General features: G+C 36.8%; 13 protein-coding genes and 1 pseudogene. 3 read left to right on the top strand and 11 right to left on the bottom strand.

Going from position 1 to position 17,616, the window contains the following annotated elements; translation table 11 throughout:
- Positions 1 to 45 precede the first annotated feature (45 nt).
- Positions 46 to 195, bottom strand: a complete 150-nt coding sequence (locus V7138_RS16675) for a hypothetical protein (RefSeq protein WP_335399356.1) — start codon at positions 193 to 195, stop codon at positions 46 to 48.
- 99 nt (positions 196 to 294) lie between these two features.
- On the opposite strand from V7138_RS16675, the gene V7138_RS16670 reads away from it, so the two are divergent.
- Positions 295 to 1,212: an aldo/keto reductase gene (locus tag V7138_RS16670; protein ID WP_335399354.1), complete on the top strand. Its 918-nt coding sequence runs from the start codon at positions 295 to 297 to the stop codon at positions 1,210 to 1,212.
- 42 nt (positions 1,213 to 1,254) lie between these two features.
- Here V7138_RS16670 and ftsZ read toward each other — a convergent pair.
- Positions 1,255 to 2,208: pseudogene (gene ftsZ / locus V7138_RS16665) on the bottom strand (cell division protein FtsZ); the annotation flags it as partial.
- Between the two features lie 420 nt (positions 2,209 to 2,628).
- On the opposite strand from ftsZ, the gene V7138_RS16660 reads away from it, so the two are divergent.
- Positions 2,629 to 3,615, top strand: coding sequence for a LysM peptidoglycan-binding domain-containing protein (locus V7138_RS16660; protein ID WP_335399352.1), 987 nt, complete (start codon positions 2,629 to 2,631; stop codon positions 3,613 to 3,615).
- 372 nt (positions 3,616 to 3,987) lie between these two features.
- Positions 3,988 to 4,995, top strand: coding sequence for a DUF2268 domain-containing protein (locus tag V7138_RS16655; RefSeq protein ID WP_335399350.1), 1,008 nt, complete (start codon positions 3,988 to 3,990; stop codon positions 4,993 to 4,995).
- Between the two features lie 471 nt (positions 4,996 to 5,466).
- Here V7138_RS16655 and V7138_RS16650 read toward each other — a convergent pair whose 3' ends face one another.
- From V7138_RS16650 to V7138_RS16610, 9 genes are all read right to left on the bottom strand, one after another.
- Positions 5,467 to 6,177 carry a GntR family transcriptional regulator gene (locus V7138_RS16650; RefSeq protein WP_335399348.1) on the bottom strand — a complete coding sequence of 237 codons (711 nt, stop codon included), beginning with the start codon at positions 6,175 to 6,177 and terminating at the stop codon, positions 5,467 to 5,469.
- Positions 6,178 to 6,402: 225 nt separating this feature from the next.
- A complete protein-coding gene (locus tag V7138_RS16645) occupies positions 6,403 to 7,209 on the bottom strand; it encodes an HAD family hydrolase (RefSeq protein ID WP_335399346.1) in 807 nt (268 codons plus the stop codon).
- A 30-nt stretch (positions 7,210 to 7,239) separates the two neighbouring features.
- Positions 7,240 to 8,289 carry a lactonase family protein gene (locus tag V7138_RS16640; protein WP_335399345.1) on the bottom strand — a complete coding sequence of 350 codons (1,050 nt, stop codon included), beginning with the start codon at positions 8,287 to 8,289 and terminating at the stop codon, positions 7,240 to 7,242.
- A gap of 197 nt (positions 8,290 to 8,486) precedes the next feature.
- A complete protein-coding gene (ascB, locus tag V7138_RS16635; RefSeq protein WP_335399343.1) occupies positions 8,487 to 9,923 on the bottom strand; it encodes a 6-phospho-beta-glucosidase in 1,437 nt (478 codons plus the stop codon).
- Between the two features lie 27 nt (positions 9,924 to 9,950).
- Positions 9,951 to 11,360, bottom strand: a complete 1,410-nt coding sequence (locus tag V7138_RS16630; protein ID WP_335399341.1) for a glycoside hydrolase family 1 protein — start codon at positions 11,358 to 11,360, stop codon at positions 9,951 to 9,953.
- Between the two features lie 76 nt (positions 11,361 to 11,436).
- Positions 11,437 to 13,404, bottom strand: a complete 1,968-nt coding sequence (locus V7138_RS16625; RefSeq protein WP_335399339.1) for a beta-glucoside-specific PTS transporter subunit IIABC — start codon at positions 13,402 to 13,404, stop codon at positions 11,437 to 11,439.
- A 210-nt stretch (positions 13,405 to 13,614) separates the two neighbouring features.
- Positions 13,615 to 14,475, bottom strand: a complete 861-nt coding sequence (licT, locus tag V7138_RS16620) for a BglG family transcription antiterminator LicT (protein ID WP_335399337.1) — start codon at positions 14,473 to 14,475, stop codon at positions 13,615 to 13,617.
- Between the two features lie 179 nt (positions 14,476 to 14,654).
- Entirely contained in the window at positions 14,655 to 15,521 is an 867-nt protein-coding gene (locus V7138_RS16615) for a Cof-type HAD-IIB family hydrolase (protein WP_335399335.1), read from the bottom strand.
- Positions 15,522 to 15,889: 368 nt separating this feature from the next.
- The gene (locus V7138_RS16610; protein ID WP_335399333.1) at positions 15,890 to 17,323 is read right to left on the bottom strand and encodes a glycoside hydrolase family 1 protein; all 1,434 of its coding nucleotides are present in this window, start codon (positions 17,321 to 17,323) and stop codon (positions 15,890 to 15,892) included.
- Positions 17,324 to 17,616 lie beyond the last annotated feature (293 nt).

The following is a 17,616-nucleotide window of genomic DNA, read 5'->3' as shown; positions in this document are numbered from 1 at the left end:
TACAAAGGGTACACTTTACACTAAGGAGGAACGCTTTTTTACATTCTACTCATCATCAATCTCGCCATCACCAATCTCATCTTCTTCTTCGATTTCCTCGATGTCCTCGCCTTCTTCTGGCCTTTCGTCATCTCCACAGCCCATGACAAAAAACAATGGGAACGATAACAGTAATAACATGAACAACCGTTTCATCACAAAACCTCCTTATTTCTAGACTTTCCTTTCAATAATTAAATATGTAGACTAGAAAGAGGAAACAGTATTAAAAGTTCTAAAATGGAGGTAAGTCATATGCGAAAAATAAAACTAGGGACGAGTTCATTAGAGGTACCTGTTGTTGCCGTAGGCTGCATGAGAATTAATTCTTTGGAAAAGCCTGAGGCCGAAAGATTTGTCCAAACCGCTTTAGAAGTTGGAGCAAACTTCTTTGATCACGCTGATATTTACGGCAGTGGTGCTTGCGAGGAAATATTTGCTGACGCTATACATATGAATGATGATGTCCGTGAAAATATCATTCTTCAATCCAAATGCGGGATTCGAAAAGGAATGTTTGACTTTTCTAAGGAACATATCTTAGATTCAGTCGATGGCATTTTACAACGCCTTAAAACAGACTATCTAGATGTCTTGCTTTTACATCGTCCAGATGCCCTTGTAGAGCCTGAAGAGGTTGCGGAAGCATTTGATCAACTAGAATCTTCTGGTAAGGTTCGTCATTTCGGAGTTTCTAACCAAAAACCAATGCAAACCGAGCTACTTAAAAAATATGTAAAGCAGCCAATTGTTGCAAATCAATTGCAGCTTAGCATTCCAAATGCCCATATGATCGCAAATGGTGTAACGGTTAATATGCAAGTCGACTCCTCCATTAACCGTGATGGAGATGTGCTTGATTATTGCCGCCTAAACGAAATTACGATTCAACCATGGTCCCCATTCCAATATGGTTATTTTGAAGGACCTTTTCTTGGCAATGAAAAATGTCCCGAATTAAATAAAAAAATTGACGAAATAGCAGAGAAATATGGTGTATCTAATACAACGATTGCAATCGCATGGTTACTGCGTCATCCAGCAAACATGCAGCCAATTATCGGAACGATGAATATAGAACGCCTAAAGGATTCCGTAAAAGCAAGTGAGGTTCAATTATCACGTGAAGATTGGTACAGCATTTTCCTAGCTGCAGGTTATCTTCTCCCGTAAACATCAAAGAGGCACCTCTTTAAAAAGGTGCCTCTTTCCTTACTCTTCCGTAAATCCTGTCGCAATGACGGTCACAATGATTTCGTCTTTTAAGTTATCATTAATTACTGACCCAAAGATCATGTTTAAATCCTCATGTGTGGCTGAAGATATCACGTCAGCTGCTTCCTGAATTTCAAAAAGACTTAAGTTTCTTCCGCCTGTAATATTTAATATAACACCTCGTGCACCACTTATCGATGTTTCAAGAAGCGGACTATTGATTGCCTTATGTGCTGCTTCGATAGCACGTCCATCCCCTTTTGCCATACCAATTCCCATTAAAGCTGTTCCCCTGTGAGACATAACAGTTTTTACATCAGCAAAATCAAGATTAATTAAACCCGGTACAGCAATTAAGTCCGATATCCCTTGGACTCCTCGAAGAAGAACATTATCAGCCTCTCGGAATGCTTCAATCATCGGTGTACGCTTGTCGACAATCTCCAATAATTTCTCATTCGGGATGATAATCAGCGTGTCGACAGCTTCCTTCATTGCATCAATTCCTGCATCTGCATTGACAGCTCGTTTGCGGCCTTCAAATCGAAATGGTCTAGTTACAACACCGATTGTCAGCGAACCTAAATTCTTCGCGATTCTTGCAATTTCCGGCGCTGCTCCGGTTCCTGTGCCACCGCCCATTCCAGCTGTGACAAAGACCATATCGGCCCCCCTTAAAGCATCTTCAATCTCTTTTTCACTTTCTTCAACAGCTTTCATTCCGATTTGCGGATTGGCACCTGCTCCAAGCCCACGTGTTAAGGATGCCCCAATTTGAATGGTGACTTCCGCTTTTGATTGATTAAGGGCTTGTCCGTCCGTATTCACCGCAATGAATTCAACACCTTCTACCCCTGCTTCAATCATACGATTGACAGCATTATTTCCTCCACCGCCAACACCTACTACTTTTATACTCGCAAATTGATCTATGTATGGTTCAAACTCAAGCATGACTTTATCCTCCTAACCGCCCATTGCCAACTCCTAAAAATTCGTGTTCAAAAAGGAGGATAAAAAGGACCAAGAAGTTCGAGGCGGCGCAGCTTTGAGTAGCGGAACGTATGCTGTTAATACGTGAGCAACGGAAAAGCAAGCCAACGAGCTTCCACAGGATGTGGTGACTTCGACGTTCGACACAGGAAGTGTCGGTAGTTAGTCGAAGTTCCTCTATCGATGTGTCATTTTTACCGGACTTTTTGAACATCCTTTTAAAGAGGTCGGATTAATACTATATACTTCGTAGTAAAACTTCTCTTTCTGGTCATCATTATCCTTTAAAAATGGAAAAGAAACCACACCCAACTACCCAAATCGCATAATATTAAATTTGTTTTACAAACTAATAACAATAATGACGAAAGGAAACGAGCCATGAAAATGAGAATTGCTTTGACCATCGGTGTCATTTTTAGTGTATTATGCTCACCGATTCATACCAGTGCAAAAGGCCATGAAAATCTCTATGTCGTTCAAGCTGGTGACACATTATCTGGGATAGCAAAGAAATTTAAAACCACGGTTGATGAATTAAAAATAACGAATGGGCTTCAATCGGATATTTTTGTTGTCGGACAAAGGCTTTGGGTTCCTTTTTCCTATGAAATCGCATCCGGTGATACCTTAAAGGGGATCGCCTCCCGATTTCATTCCTCCACTGAGCAAATCATAAAAACAAATGGACTTTCATCCGAGCAGGTTATCCCTGGGCAACTTCTTAAAATTGTCCCGAAAAAGATGAACATGCAAGGGGAACATATTTTAATGACGAAGGAAGAGTTTAAGGATTGGCTCATGAATCAAAAGATCAAACGAAAAATCAGCCTCATCCAACAACATCATACATGGATACCTGATTATAGCCGATTTAACAGCGACAACCATTTCGTGCTTTTAACTGGAATGGAAAAATATCATAAAAATACAATGGGCTGGAAGCATATTGCCCAAAATATCACGACCTTTCCTGATGGGAAGGTTGCTGTCTCAAGGCCACTGCATATTGCTCCCGAAGGCACCATAGGCAGTAAGGCCAATTCTGTCGGAATTGCAATAGAACACCTTGGAAATTTTGATATCGGTCACGATGTCATGACGAAGGAACAACGTGACACAATTATTTATGTCAATGCTGTTCTAAGCCTTAAATTTGAATTAATCCCTTCGATTGACAGTCTGACCTATCATCATTGGTGGGATTTGCGAAACGGAGAAAGAGTATTGGACAAAGGTCCTGACTATAATGTGAAGACCTGTCCAGGTACAGGGTTTTTCGGAGGAAACTCCACGACAAGCGCACAAAAAAACTTCTATCCACTCATCATCAGCAAAATGGAAGAGCTTCGAAAGGAAATGGATTAAAAAAACACAACCCACTTATCCATTTAACCCGTTCGGTTGACAGGGAGAAAAATAGTATTTGTAGTTAATTTTGTATATCAAAAGTCCTGACTTTTGCGTATCATTTTACAGTCCAAAATGTAAAGGACATGTGAAACAATAAAAAGGCATTGCAACTCGCAATGCCTTTTTATGTTAGAGTTATTTAATTATTCTTCGACTAAAGCACACGTTACTCCACAAACTTTAACATGTTTTCCTTAATTGCATTTCAAATGGTTAAAGTAACAGGTATGCAATTAATGGCGATAGAATTATATCAATCCATTTGTACAATAATTGGAAGAAAAGGAAAATTTAGAGTATACTAAAAATAGTTTTTAAAATTGGGTGGTGATTAAAATTAAAAGACTAATTCTTTTTTTCATATTTTCCGTTATTGCTGTATTACTTATCGGTTGTACTAATAAAACAATTGAAGTTGAATCACCTAAAGAATTAAATATTAAGAACCCCATCATTGTGAAGAATGGCAATCAGGAATTTAAAATTATACCCTTTTATACTCAAGTATTAGATTACATAGAAAGCGTTTCAGAAATTGAACAACACGAGAAGATGGAAGAACATTACTATCAAAAAGTTGTCGAACCATTTCAATTAGATACTATAGGTAAAGGAGAGGGGTTTTGGCTAAAGGACCATTGGGCTTTTGCAACTCCTAAAGACATTAAAACTTTGGAGGAATTTGTATATTCTCTAATTAATAATCAAGATGAAATAAATAAAACAATAGAACAAGCCTTGATTAAATCATCTAATACCCTTCCAGGCGAGAATAAGACTGTGTATTTATTTCCTCCTAATCCGGATGACATGTATGGTATCAATTTAATGGGTGGCGTTTCTGGGCTAGCAGTTAGTAAGGATGCAATCATAATACGGATCGACCCATCTTCATTTAAAGAGGATTTGTTGGAGTATGCTATTGCACATGAATATCATCATACTATTTATATGGAGAGCGGAAATGTAAACTGGCATAACACTTTATTAGATTCAATAATTCTTGAAGGTAAAGCGGACACTTTTGCAAAAAGTCTGTACCCCGATATTACTATACCGTGGATTGAACCACTTTCAGCCCAAAAAGAAAAAGAGGTATGGGAGGATTTGGAAGAAGATTTATGGTCAATTGACCTTGACCGTTCATTATATCACGATTATCATAATGGAAATCCAAACAAAGGAATCCCCCGTTGGACCAACTACAAGATTGGATACCAAATAGTGAATTCCTTTTTAGAAAAGAATCCCACCACCCCGGTCAGAGACTGGACACTATTATCTGCGAAGGAGATTTTATCAAATAGTAAATACGGAGATAGGATTTCAAAATAAAAGTTTATTTAGGTTCTTGCAAAGGAAGAGACATTCTGACTTTGCTTTTTTGTTTGCATTTTCTTTCTAATTTATTATAAAGGTGTGTTTTCGTCTTCAACTAACCCATCGATAGTTTCTAACCCTCTAAGAGATATGCTAGTCCATCGCTTCAGCGTTTTTATTTAATGGTTCGATGAATTTCAACGATTTCACATCCTATATTCAATTACATTTATTAACATGCCAAATTGTACCATAAAATGCACGCCTATTTGCAAGGCCACATAAATTTATGCGATACTACAAATTGCTATGCAAAATAGCTTGCAAATTGAACCATAAATAATCAATAAAGGTTGTTATTTCAATAAAAAATGAGGTACAAATCGCTATGCAAATTGTACCTCAAATTAGTATGCAAATTTATGTTTTCTCCCTCTGAACCGAACGGGTTACTTATCCATTGGGATGGGTGGGTTTGTTAGTTCCCTAATAAATTGAAATACCTTCTTTTTTAAAAAAATCGGGTTGCTCCTTCTTAAATTCATACAAATGTGCAATCCCTCTTGTGATATGCTCATTTACAACTTCTTCTGCCGCTACAACATCTTTATTTTTTAGGGAATTAAATATGGATCGATGTTCATCCAAAATAATTTCCCAATCCGAAGCATCTGTTTTGATTAAACGTAACATTCTAACCCGTTTGTACTGTCCATTCATTTGGTCAATTTCCTGCCAAATTCGGTCCATTTCTAACCCATTGTAGATGAGTTCATGAAATTCATCATCATATGCTAAAAAATCCTTATGATTTCCTTCTCTTAAAGCAATTTCCTGCATGGTTAAATTTTTTTCCATTTTATATAATGTTTCAGCGGTGAGCTTTTCAGTTGCCTCACGAATAACTGCTAGTTCAACTGCTTTTCTCACAAATCTTGATTCTTCAATGTTTTTAGGGTCAATTAATGACACAAACGTCCCGATCTGGGGGCGTATTTCAATTAAATTTTCCTTTGCAAGCTGCATCAAGGCTTCTCTAATTGGTGTTCGACTCACATTAAGCTGGGCCCCAATTTCACTTTCTGAAATAGGAGAACCCGGTTTTAAAGATAATTCAATGATTTGATTATATAAATAAGAGTAGACAAACTCTCTTCTTGTACCCCTCTCATTTTTTCTGCCCCGACTGTATTCCATCTTACATCCTCCCCTAGATGACTCCATCACCACGCTGAAAACGCTTCCTATTATAATAGTATAGTAGCATATTACTATCCTACTATCAATTTTATATTTTCAAATATATTACAGTATGTATACAATTTGGTTATAACACTGTTCAAAAAGAGGGCATTTGTAAGTAGTAAAAAACAGCGAAAACTATCTTCGCTGTTTTCATTATTCATATCAGATCACTTTTAACTATTTATCTTCCTGTAAAGATAGCATTTGAATAATTGTTTTCATGACTGCATCTTCTTCGTTTGAACGAGTTATGAAATTTGCCGCATCCTTTAATTCTTGAACGGCATTTCGAACAGCAAAACTATAAGTGGCACGAGTCATAAGCTCTAAATCATTAAAGCCATCTCCAAATGCCATTGTTTCTGTAGGTGTAACATTCAACTTACGCTGTAAGTGTTCAACGGTTGTCCCTTTATGAACATTAGTATTGGCTATATCAATCCATGCCGCTTCCGACGCAACAATATATGCCGACTCAAAAAATGGAGCTAATTTTTCTCTCGTTTCCATACATCTTAACAATGGGTCATGAATGGTAATCTTAACAAAGTCATCTGTTATTTCGTTGAAATCAGAGACTTGTCTTACTTGGGCATAGGATTTTCTGACAATCGCAGCTTCTTCAGAAGGTATATTATCTTTAATAACAGCTCCCGTTTTCGTACACGCAATTATTGTATGTTCGAGGCTTATTTCCTCTAGCAAGCGGATAATTTCCAGTCCTAATTGATTACTTAGCAAAGATTCATAAACAAATACGCCATTATGCTTAATTCGAGTAGCGCTATCTCCTAGAATCCATAGATCTTCTGCATCCTCACCAAATAGCTCTTCAACGCGCTCACATTGTTTGCCTGTAACAGGAGCAAAGACAACTCCTTTTCGTTTCATAATCTTTTTGACGTCCTTGTACAGTTCCCTGTTAAAATCACCACTGTTGTTCAAGAACGTTCCGTCCATATCCGTTAACACTAATTTAATCAACTTGTTCTCCTTCCCGTCAAGGTACTCTCTTTACATATGTAAAAACTTTACACATACCGGAAATGGTACAGTTATGTCCGAATCAATTAAAGTAAGTTTACCGGTTTTTTCATCCCTTGCGTATAACACGAGATTGCTTGATTCTTGGTTAGAACCTACAATGAATTTTTCAGTTGGATCAATAACAAAATCACGTGGCCAATCTCCTTCTGATGAGGCCATTTCAACAAGTGTTAGTTCACCCGTAGCCTCATTTACTTCAAAGACAGCAATACTGTTATGTCCACGGTTTCCAGCGTAGATAAATTTTCCATCCTTTGAAATATGAATCGCACTGCCTTGACTGTTTTCCGTAAAATCATTAGGAATTGTTGAGATATATTGAAGCTCAGTAAAGCTACCATTACTACTGTCATAGGATAAAGCAACAACTTCATTACTTATCTCAGTCATGATGTAAGCATATTTTCCGTTTGGATGGAAAGCAATATGTCTTGGGCCACTTCCTGGCCGAACAGATAAACTGTTAACCTCTTTTAAAGTGTCATCCTTTATCTCGTATGTAATAAGCTTATCGATCCCTAAATCGATTGCAACAACATATTTTTCATCTGGAGTAAAACCGGTAAAGTGGGTATGAGGTTTTTCCTGTCTTTCATGTGGCCCTTTGCCTTCGTGTGCAACCACTGATTGGGATGACTCGATGCTTCCAGTTTCACTATTCACTGAATACAACTCGATTGTACCTTTATGATAATTACCCGTAACAACTTGGTTGTTTGCTTTGTTCACGCTGACATGACAAGGGGATGCCCCTTCTGAAGCATCGCTATTTAGTAGCTTAAGCTCACCGGTTTGGTGATTTACAGAGTAGGCCGCGACACCACCTGATTCTCCATCCTTTACCACAGAGTATAGAAAACGATTGTCCTGACTAACGGTTACATATGTAGGATTTCCTAGTTCTGCTGCAAGTTTTACGTCTGTTATTTTTTGTTCATCGGTATCTAACGTAAAAGAATAAATTCCTTTGCTGTCCCCTTTTGTATAGGTACCAACATACCCAATATATTTGCTCATTTGATAAACCCCTTTCGCCTATATTATCTACTTTACTATTACATAAATAGACAATTCTAATTACTTACTTTACCATTATACTTTACTGAAATGAAGGGTTTTGCCTTCTACCTATATGTGAAAAAACCTAAACAAGTAGGATCTTGACTTTAAAAAACCACTACTCATTTAGGTCTTGCCTATTTAAATCATAATGATTATAGCTCTTCACCATTAGTTGCAATAACACGCTTGTACCAGTCAAAGCTTTTCTTTTTGATTCTATTAAGGGTTCCATTACCAGCATTATCGCGATCAACGTAGATAAAACCATAACGTTTTTTCATTTCACCAGATGATGCACTTACGATGTCGATTGGTCCCCAGCTAGTATACCCAATAATCTCAACCCCATCCTCAATTGCTTCCGCCATTTGAGCAATGTGCTTGCTTAGATAATCAATTCGGTAATCATCATGAATTTCCCCATCTGAATTAACTTCATCAATAGCTCCAAGGCCATTCTCCACTACAAATAATGGCTTTTGGTATCGATCATATAGTTGATTTGCAGTGATACGGAATCCTTTCGGGTCAATCGTCCAACCCCAATCGGATTTTGAAACATAAGGGTTCGAAACAGAACCAAATACATTTCCGCTTGTCATATTTTTTAATACTTCTGGATCTACACTAGTTGCTCTACTAGAGTAATAACTGAACCCGATATAATCAACTGTATATCTCTTTAACAGCTCATCATCCCCGAGTTCCATTTCGATATTTAGATCATGGTCTTTAAAAAAGCGCTTTGCGTAGCCAGGATATTCACCTCGTGATTGTACATCAATAAAGAAGAAATTCTCACGGTCCTTGTCCATTGCGGCTTTCACATCATCCGGATTACATGTGTATGGGTAAACCATACCTGCAGCAAGCATACAGCCAATCATGGCACCTGGGATAATTTCATGACATGCCTTTACCGCTAATGCACTTGCAACAAGTTGATGATGTGCAGCCTGATATTTTATTTGCTCCTGATTCTCCCCTTCATTGAATACAAGCCCTGCACCAACAAAAGGTAGGTGTAGAAGCATGTTAATCTCATTAAACGTCATCCAATATTTAACTTTGTCTTTATATCTTTTAAAAACAGTAATCGAATACTTTTCAAAAAGGTCTACAACTTTTCTATTTCTCCAGCTTCCATACTTTTCAACCAAATGAACTGGCACGTCAAAATGAGCGAGTGTTACAACTGGCTCAATCTTATGTTTTAATAACTCGTCGAATAAATCATCGTAAAACTGTAGCCCAGCTTCATTGGGATTTTCATCGTCCCCATTTGGGAAAATTCGTGCCCAAGAGATAGATACGCGCAGTGCTTTAAATCCCATTTCTGCAAATAAGGCAATATCTTCCTTATAGCGATGGTAAAAATCAATTGCTTCATGTGACGGATAAAATTCATCCTTAAGTGGAGTGAACGAAGAAAGTTTCCCTACCATTGTTGGTCGTCTCTTTTCTCCGTGAGGTAATAAATCAACAGTTGTTAATCCTTTTCCATCCTCTAAATAAGCTCCTTCTGCTTGGTTAGCAGCAATCGCTCCGCCCCATAGAAAACCTTCTGGGAATTTATTTTTTTGTGTCATTTGATTTTCCACCTTTCCATATGCTGTTTATAATTTTTCTCCGTTTGATTGGATTACATCTTTATACCAGAAAAAGCTTTGTTTTCGAATTCTGCGTAAATCCTTCAAGTCATCTTCGTCTCTATTAACGTAAATAAATCCATAGCGTTTCTGAATCCCTTGATGTGTACTTATTAAATCAATGGCAGACCACGGACAGTAACCAAATACATCAACACCATCCGTAACAGCCAATTTCATCTGTTCGATATGCTTTCTTATATAATCAATTCGATATGAATCATTGATTACATCGCCTTCTTCCAATCTATCAAAGGCTCCTAGTCCGTTTTCAGTAATAATAAGCGGTAGATGGTATCGACTATAGATTTCGCGAAGTGTGGCTCTGAATCCCTCTGGATCAATCTCCCACCCAAATTCTGTTTTTTCCAGATTCGGATTGGAAGATCCCTTATAAACACCCGGCTCTCCAACCACAAGTTCTTGGTCACCTGTGTGTCCGTATGCATTTTCATTACCCTTACTTTCAGCAACTGTTTTGGACGTATAATAGTTAAACGCAATGAAATCTGGCTTAGCAGCTTGAAGGGTTTCCATATCGCCTTCTAAAATAGTTGGCGTATAACCGTTTTCCTCCATAAAACTCCATGCAATATTGTTATATCTTCCAAAAACAGCCATATCAAGGTACAGCCAGTTTCGAATGGCATTAAAATTCTGCGCAGCTAGGATATCTCCTGGCTTTGATGTTGCTGGATAAATATACGAAATATTAGGGGCAGGTCCAACTTTTGCATTTGGAAGCATCTTATGACAGAGAACCATCGCCTTTGCTTGGGCAAGGAGCATATGATGGTTTTGTTGATATAGTTCCTTCTGAGGGTCTTCTAAATTTGGGTCAAGTGTGCCTAATGCAGAACCATGTAAGATCATCATATTTTGTTCGTTAATGGTTAGCCAGTACTTCACCCGGTCACCATATTCTTTGAATAAAACTTCCGCATATCTCTCAAATGCATCCACTACTTCACGTCTTGACCATCCGCCTTTTTCTTGTAAGGCATTGGGTAAATCAAAATGATACATAGTTACAATCGGTTCAATTCCATTGGCAAGCAATTCATCAATTAAATCACTATAAAATTGAATCCCCTTTTGATTGATTTCCCCTGTACCATTTGGAATAATCCGTGTCCATGCAACCGAAAAACGATAGGCTTTAAACCCCATCTCCGCAAATAATTTAACATCTTCTTTATAACGGTGGTAATGGTCACTTGCGATTTTATAGTCCGTTGTCCCTTCAGGGATTTTCTTAACATCAATAACAGATAGACCCTTTCCATCCTCATTCCATGCACCTTCAACCTGATAAGCAGATGTAGAAGCACCCCAGAAGAAGTCCTTATTGAATGCTTTTAATGTTTTAAATTCCACATTTATCCCTCCCATTGTTAATGTAAGAAAAGAAGGAAAGTCATATATTCTTTCCTTCTTTTCTAGAAATCATTGTTTATGCCTTTTTCTCCAATTCAATTAAAACGTCCCCAACCTTCATTTGTTGGCCTGAATAGATCTTCATTTCAAACTGCCGAAAATTGGTAACGACAACAGGTGTTGTCACAATATAGCCTGCTTCTTTAATTTTCTCTGGTTCGAACTCAATTAAAAGCTGGCCTTTTTCAACTCGGCTACCCTGCGAAACTTTTGATGAGAAGTGTTTGCCTTCAAGCTGAACTGTATCCATTCCAATGTGAATCAGGATTTCTGCTCCTTCTTCACTTGTGATACCGATCGCATGGTTCGTAGGGAATAGAGCAGTTACTGTACCTGAAATTGGCGCATATAATTTCCCTTCTGCAGGCTCGATTGCCACACCTTGTCCAAGTGCTCCAGATGCAAAAGCAGCATCCTGTATTTCAGATAATGGTAAAACTGCACCATTAAATGGACTGTATACAGTTTCATTTTGAGTATTTTGAGTAGCTGCTACTGGCTTTGTTTCAGATGTTACAGCTGCTTCTGCTTTAGCAGTTCCAACATTTTTGCCAGTTGTTTCATTTGCTGTTGATCCTTTTTTATTTACTCCACCGAAAAACAATGTTAGGACAAAACCTAAAACAAATGCTACTACTAACGAAAGAATCATTCCCCAGAAACCTGCATCAATCCCATGTTCAGGATGAATGAAAGTTGGTATTTTAAAGATTCCAAGTGGACCAGCTGAATAAAGAGCTGAACCTGTTACTGCAATGACCGCTCCACCAACACCAGCTGCGATACAACTCATGATGAATGGTCTTTTAAGTGGTAATGTAACCCCATAAATGGCTGGTTCTGTGACTCCAAAAATCCCTGAGATAAACGCTGGAATACTTAATGATTTCAATTTTTGATTTTTTGTTAATACCAGTACCCCTAATACAGCACCAATTTGTGCAAAAGAAGCTGGAATTGTCATTGTAATAAATGTATCGAAACCATGTACAGCTAAGTTATTATAATAGATTGGAATTAATCCCCAATGAACTCCAAAGATAACAAGCACTTGCCAGAATCCACCTAACACTAAACCTGCAACAATCGGAGCCGCTTCATAAATAAATGTTGCACCTTGACCAATAGAATTTGCAGCCCAAGTTGCAACTGGACCAATAATCAAAAATGTTAATGGTACGATGACAATTAATGTAAGGAACGGAACTCCGAATGATTTCAAAACTGTAGGAACAATTTTCGCGAATGCTTTCTCAAGTTTCGCAGCAAAATAGGTTGCTAAAATAATCGGAATAACGGAAGATGTGTAGCTCATTAAAATGACAGGTATACCTAAGAAGGTAATTTGTACTGGCGACTCAAACATCGTTCCACTAAATAGTGTCATGATTGCTTCGCCGGCTTTAATTCCTGGTAGACTAGGATGAACTAACGCTGTCGCTATTGCCATTCCTAGGAAAGGTGTCCCACCAAATTTTTTCATCGCAGTATATCCTAAGAATATTGGTAAGAATACGAAGAATCCATCTCCGATTGCATTTAACAATAGATATGTGCCATCGGTGTTTTCAAGCCAACCTAACGCAAGGAATAAAGAATTAAAACCTTTGATAATACCTGTAGCGGCAAGTAAGCTTAGAACAGGTTGGAATATACTTGAAATAATATCGATAAAACGATTGAACAGGTTTTGCTTTTCTCCATCACCCTCATCTGCATCAACTGGTTGTGCTGAATCAAATCCACCAACCCGAACAACATCCTTATAAACATCAGGTACATGGTTCCCAATTACCACCTGATATTGACCACCACTTTTCATAACAGTGACGACGCCATCCATATTTTTTAATACATCTGTGTTTGCTTTGTCCTCATCTTTTAGCTTAAAACGTAAACGAGTGATACAATGAACAACATTGTTAACATTTTCTTTTCCACCGACATTTTCAATAATGTCTTTGGCCAATTGATCATATTTCATAGTTGACCCTGCTTTCTTTTGAATTTTTACAAATAAAAAACCTGAACCAATTTAAATACACGCTTAACGTGTTTTTAAATCGATTCAGGTTATGCCCAATTAAGGTAACATTCCTTCGAAGGATATGAATTTTACAATTTCAATATAGCATGTTGATTTCTATCTTGTCAACGCTTTCTTAGACAAAATAATTCTTTTTTCGACAAAGTTCTACTCTATCTTTTGATTGAGCAAATGGCGATTTGTGACTCGATGAATATGCACCGTTAAATATATCTCTTCCTCCTTGGAAATCTCCCAGCCAAACTCTTTATTCAAATAGGTAGCCACTTTTTGCGTACATGCGTAAGCATCCGAGTACTTAAGCTTAATCTGCTCATGGAAAAAGTCGTCAATAAAATCCGTCGATTTTTCATTACGCATGTACCTCATTCCAAAAAAGCGCAGATGTGTTAAAAACCGTTCATAATTCAATGAGGTTTCATCGAGTTCCATTTTAAAATGGTATTTAACAATGTTTAAAATATCATTCACCATTTGTGTTATTTGAATCGTTGCCGCCATATTATCCCCTGAGACCTGACCGTTCACCAAATGCAACGCAATCGATGCTGCTTCATTCTCATCAAGCCTGATACCTGTTTCTTGTTCTATGATATCCAGTGCTTTTAAAGCGACCTGAAACTCTTTTTTGTAATATTTTCGGATTTCCCATAATAAAGCATTTTTGAACTGTATTCCTTGCTTATGGCGACTGATTGCAAAGCTTAGGTGATCTGTTAAGGCCACATATAAAAAATCATCCAATTTATTTGGCAACTGGGTTTTTGCGTATTCTAATACTTTGGAGGATATACTTAAATAAAGCTCTGATGTGTCTTCAAGCAATTTGGCAAGCTTTTCGACAATTCCATGCTTTTGTAGTATAAAGGTTTTCTCAACTTTTGAAACATCAATGATGTCTCCAGATTTTCGTTGAAAGGCTAAACCCTTACCCATTGCGACAATTTCTTGGTCTGATTCATTTCTACACATCACAACGTTGTTATTTAAAACCTTTTCAATTTTCATGCTTCCACCTCGCCCTTAGCCAAACAAATAAAAAAACCTATATTTGTACATAAGAATACCATTGTTGATATTCTACCACAAACATAGGTTTTGCCTGCCGAACAGTAACAATCCTTTTAACTTTGCAAACGATTACCCTTTTTATATCAAAAATATTTGAGCCTGTCAACGGTAATGCTTTATAGGTGATACTCCCTCAACATCTCTTCGATTGCAAAAGCAACCCCATCTTCCTCGTTTGTTTTCGTCTTAAATTTGCATAGATTTAAAATTTCTTCATCGGCATTCCTCATTGCAACGCCACGTCCTGCCATTTCAAGCATACTTTTATCGTTTAAATTATCTCCTAATGACATGACATCCTTCATGTCAATCCCCATACTTTTTGCCAATTCCTTAAGCGCTAAGCCCTTTTTAGCCTCTGGATGGTTAAATTCAAGATTTAAATATCCTGAGGAGGTTATCACCACTCCGGCCTCATCTTTTAGTTCATTAAATACTTGTTTATGCCCTTCCTCATCTTCCGCAAAGCTTAACAGTTTATAAATTTTCAGATCGTCAATGGCCTCTAATTGCTCGTAATCCTCAACAAACTGAACACTCTCATTTTGGAAACGAAACTCAATCTTTTGATTAATTTCCTCATCGGTAAAATAAGGATTAACTGTTTTCCACCATCTGGTCATCCGCTCAATAAATCTTTCTCTTCCAAATGAAAATAAGCCCTTGTTCGTAAAAAACTCAGTATACATTTCACCGTTATGACATGCTATGTACACCTTCTTACAAACTGACGCATCCATTGGAATATCACGTAAAACATTTCCGTCTATATCAAATGAACTCGCACCGTTTAAGGTAATAATCGGACAAGTGATCCCAACTTCCTGAAGTGGCATATTTGCAGCATCATAGGATCTTCCAGTTGCAACAACAAATTTTACTCCTTTTTCCATCGCTTTTTGAATGGCGCGTACATTAGCCTTACTTACCTTGCTATTTTCGTTTAAAAGAGTCCCATCTAAATCAGAAGCAATCAGTTTCATCCCAAATCCCTCTTTCTTATAAAAAGTAAAAAACCTAAATAAACTGTCTCTCCAAAAGAAACACCTTACTTAGGTTTTGCCTGCTTTACCAGTAACAATCCTAGTATCTATTATAACAAGATATATAATTTTTACAAAGGAGAAGCCATATCCCTTAAATTTCCTTTTCCTTTTTTGAGTTTAGCGTGGGCCCATCAAAATCTAATGCAATTAAATTCATGACTTTTACCATCTTTATATGAATCTTACATAAAGAAAGTTAAATAATTTAATAAAGTTGGTTTTGACATAAAATCAAATCCAACCTACCATCAATTGATTTTCCCAACTTTATAATGAAAAATGGGGGAAATTTTTTATGGAATTTCCTATAATTCTTCACCATTTGTTCTAATAACATTTTGATACCAGTAAAAGGATTTTTTCTTCTTACGCTCTAATGTTCCGGTTCCGTCATCATGTTTATCTACATAAATAAAACCATATCTTTTTGCCATTTCCCCAGTTCCAGCGCTAACAAGATCAATACACCCCCAGGAAGTATATCCAATCATTTCTACACCATCTTCAATAGCATCAGCCATTGCTTTAATATGTTCTCTTAGATATTCAATGCGGTATTCATCGTTAATCGATCCATCTTCTTCTATTTTGTCATAAGCACCTAGTCCATTTTCTACAATAAATAATGGTACTTCATAACGGTCATATAATTCATTTAGAGAAATACGAAGACCAGTAGGGTCAATTTCCCATCCCCAATCACTGGCTTTAAGAAATGGATTTCTTAGCCCGCCAATCATATTTCCTTCACCTTTATCATGATTATCCTTTTTATCAGTACGTGACATATAGTAGCTTAGTGAAATAAAATCTACTTTTCCTTCTTTAAGCAATTCTAAGTCTCCGTCTTGTATATCAAGTTCAATATGATGTTCTTTGAAATATTTAGTAATAAATCTAGGATATTTACCTTTTACTTGAACATCTCCACAGAAATAATTAAAGAAACGTTTTTCTTCTAAAGCAAACATCACATTTTCAGGATTACAGTCGTAAGCATATACTGGTGCATAAAGAATCATACAACCAATTTGAGAATCTGGAATGATTTCATGCCCAAGTTTAACAGCTATTGCACTGGCAAGGAATTGATGATGAAATGCTTGAAATGTTGGTTGATATTTATCTTCTTCTGTTTTTCTAATAAATCCAAGTCCATAAAGAGGGATTCTTAATCCACTATTAATTTCATTAAATGTTAACCAATATTTAACTTTATTTTTATAGCGATTAAAAACAGCACTAGCATATCTTTCAAAGAAAGTGACGACTTCACGGCTTCTCCAACCACCATATTCTTTAATTAAATGGAGTGGCATTTCATAATGGGAAAGAGTTACCACTGGTTCAATTCCATACTTGTGTAATTCATCAAATACTTTTTCATAGAAAACTAAACCGTCTTCATTAGGTTCTAATTCATCACCATTCGGGAATATTCTAGACCAAGCAATGGACATACGATATGCTTTGAATCCCATTTCTGCAAATAAAGCTATATCTTCTTTATAATGATGGTAGTGGTCAATCGCTTCATGGTTTGGATAATGATATTTATCATTGTTAATGGTAAAGTCAAAATTAGGATCTATTCTTAAAGAACTTCTGATTTTTCCTCCTGGTAAAACATCAGCTAAGTTCAAACCTTTATTACCTTCATTAAAGCCACCTTCTAGCTGATTAGCAGCTGTTGCACCACCCCATAAAAAACCTTTTGGAAACTTTTTATTATTTTTCATCCTATTTATCCTCCATATAATAATTTTCTTAAATTATTTAATTCTAGTAAAAACAAAAAAAGACAGACAATACCAGTTACATAAATTAAATACATCTCGTGTATTTTAATAAATGTAATTAGGTTTTGCCTGCCTTACCAGTAACAATCCTTATACATAAAGATATTTTGCTTTTACAATCTACTTAAACTATATTGACTTCTTAAAAGATTGTCAAAAGATTTTATATAGAGGGTTTTGGATGTCCGCATTTTCAATAAGATACAAAAAACACGATGAGCGGTTGATAACTA

The organism is Bacillus sp. JJ1533, from assembly GCF_036965045.1.
Lineage (GTDB): Bacteria > Bacillota > Bacilli > Bacillales > Bacillaceae_L > Ferdinandcohnia.
This window is presented reverse-complemented; position numbering and strand designations above follow the sequence as displayed.

Coding starts and splice junctions, on each gene's coding strand:
- V7138_RS16660 (WP_335399352.1), top strand. CDS start 2,629: ATGAAAATGAGAATTGCTTTGACCATCGGTGTCATTTTTAGTGTATTA.
- ascB (WP_335399343.1), bottom strand. CDS start 9,923: ATGACACAAAAAAATAAATTCCCAGAAGGTTTTCTATGGGGCGGAGCG.
- V7138_RS16675 (WP_335399356.1), bottom strand. CDS start 195: ATGAAACGGTTGTTCATGTTATTACTGTTATCGTTCCCATTGTTTTTT.
- V7138_RS16610 (WP_335399333.1), bottom strand. CDS start 17,323: ATGAAAAATAATAAAAAGTTTCCAAAAGGTTTTTTATGGGGTGGTGCA.
- V7138_RS16625 (WP_335399339.1), bottom strand. CDS start 13,404: ATGAAATATGATCAATTGGCCAAAGACATTATTGAAAATGTCGGTGGA.
- V7138_RS16670 (WP_335399354.1), top strand. CDS start 295: ATGCGAAAAATAAAACTAGGGACGAGTTCATTAGAGGTACCTGTTGTT.
- licT (WP_335399337.1), bottom strand. CDS start 14,475: ATGAAAATTGAAAAGGTTTTAAATAACAACGTTGTGATGTGTAGAAAT.
- V7138_RS16640 (WP_335399345.1), bottom strand. CDS start 8,289: ATGAGCAAATATATTGGGTATGTTGGTACCTATACAAAAGGGGACAGC.
- V7138_RS16615 (WP_335399335.1), bottom strand. CDS start 15,521: ATGAAACTGATTGCTTCTGATTTAGATGGGACTCTTTTAAACGAAAAT.
- V7138_RS16650 (WP_335399348.1), bottom strand. CDS start 6,177: ATGGAATACAGTCGGGGCAGAAAAAATGAGAGGGGTACAAGAAGAGAG.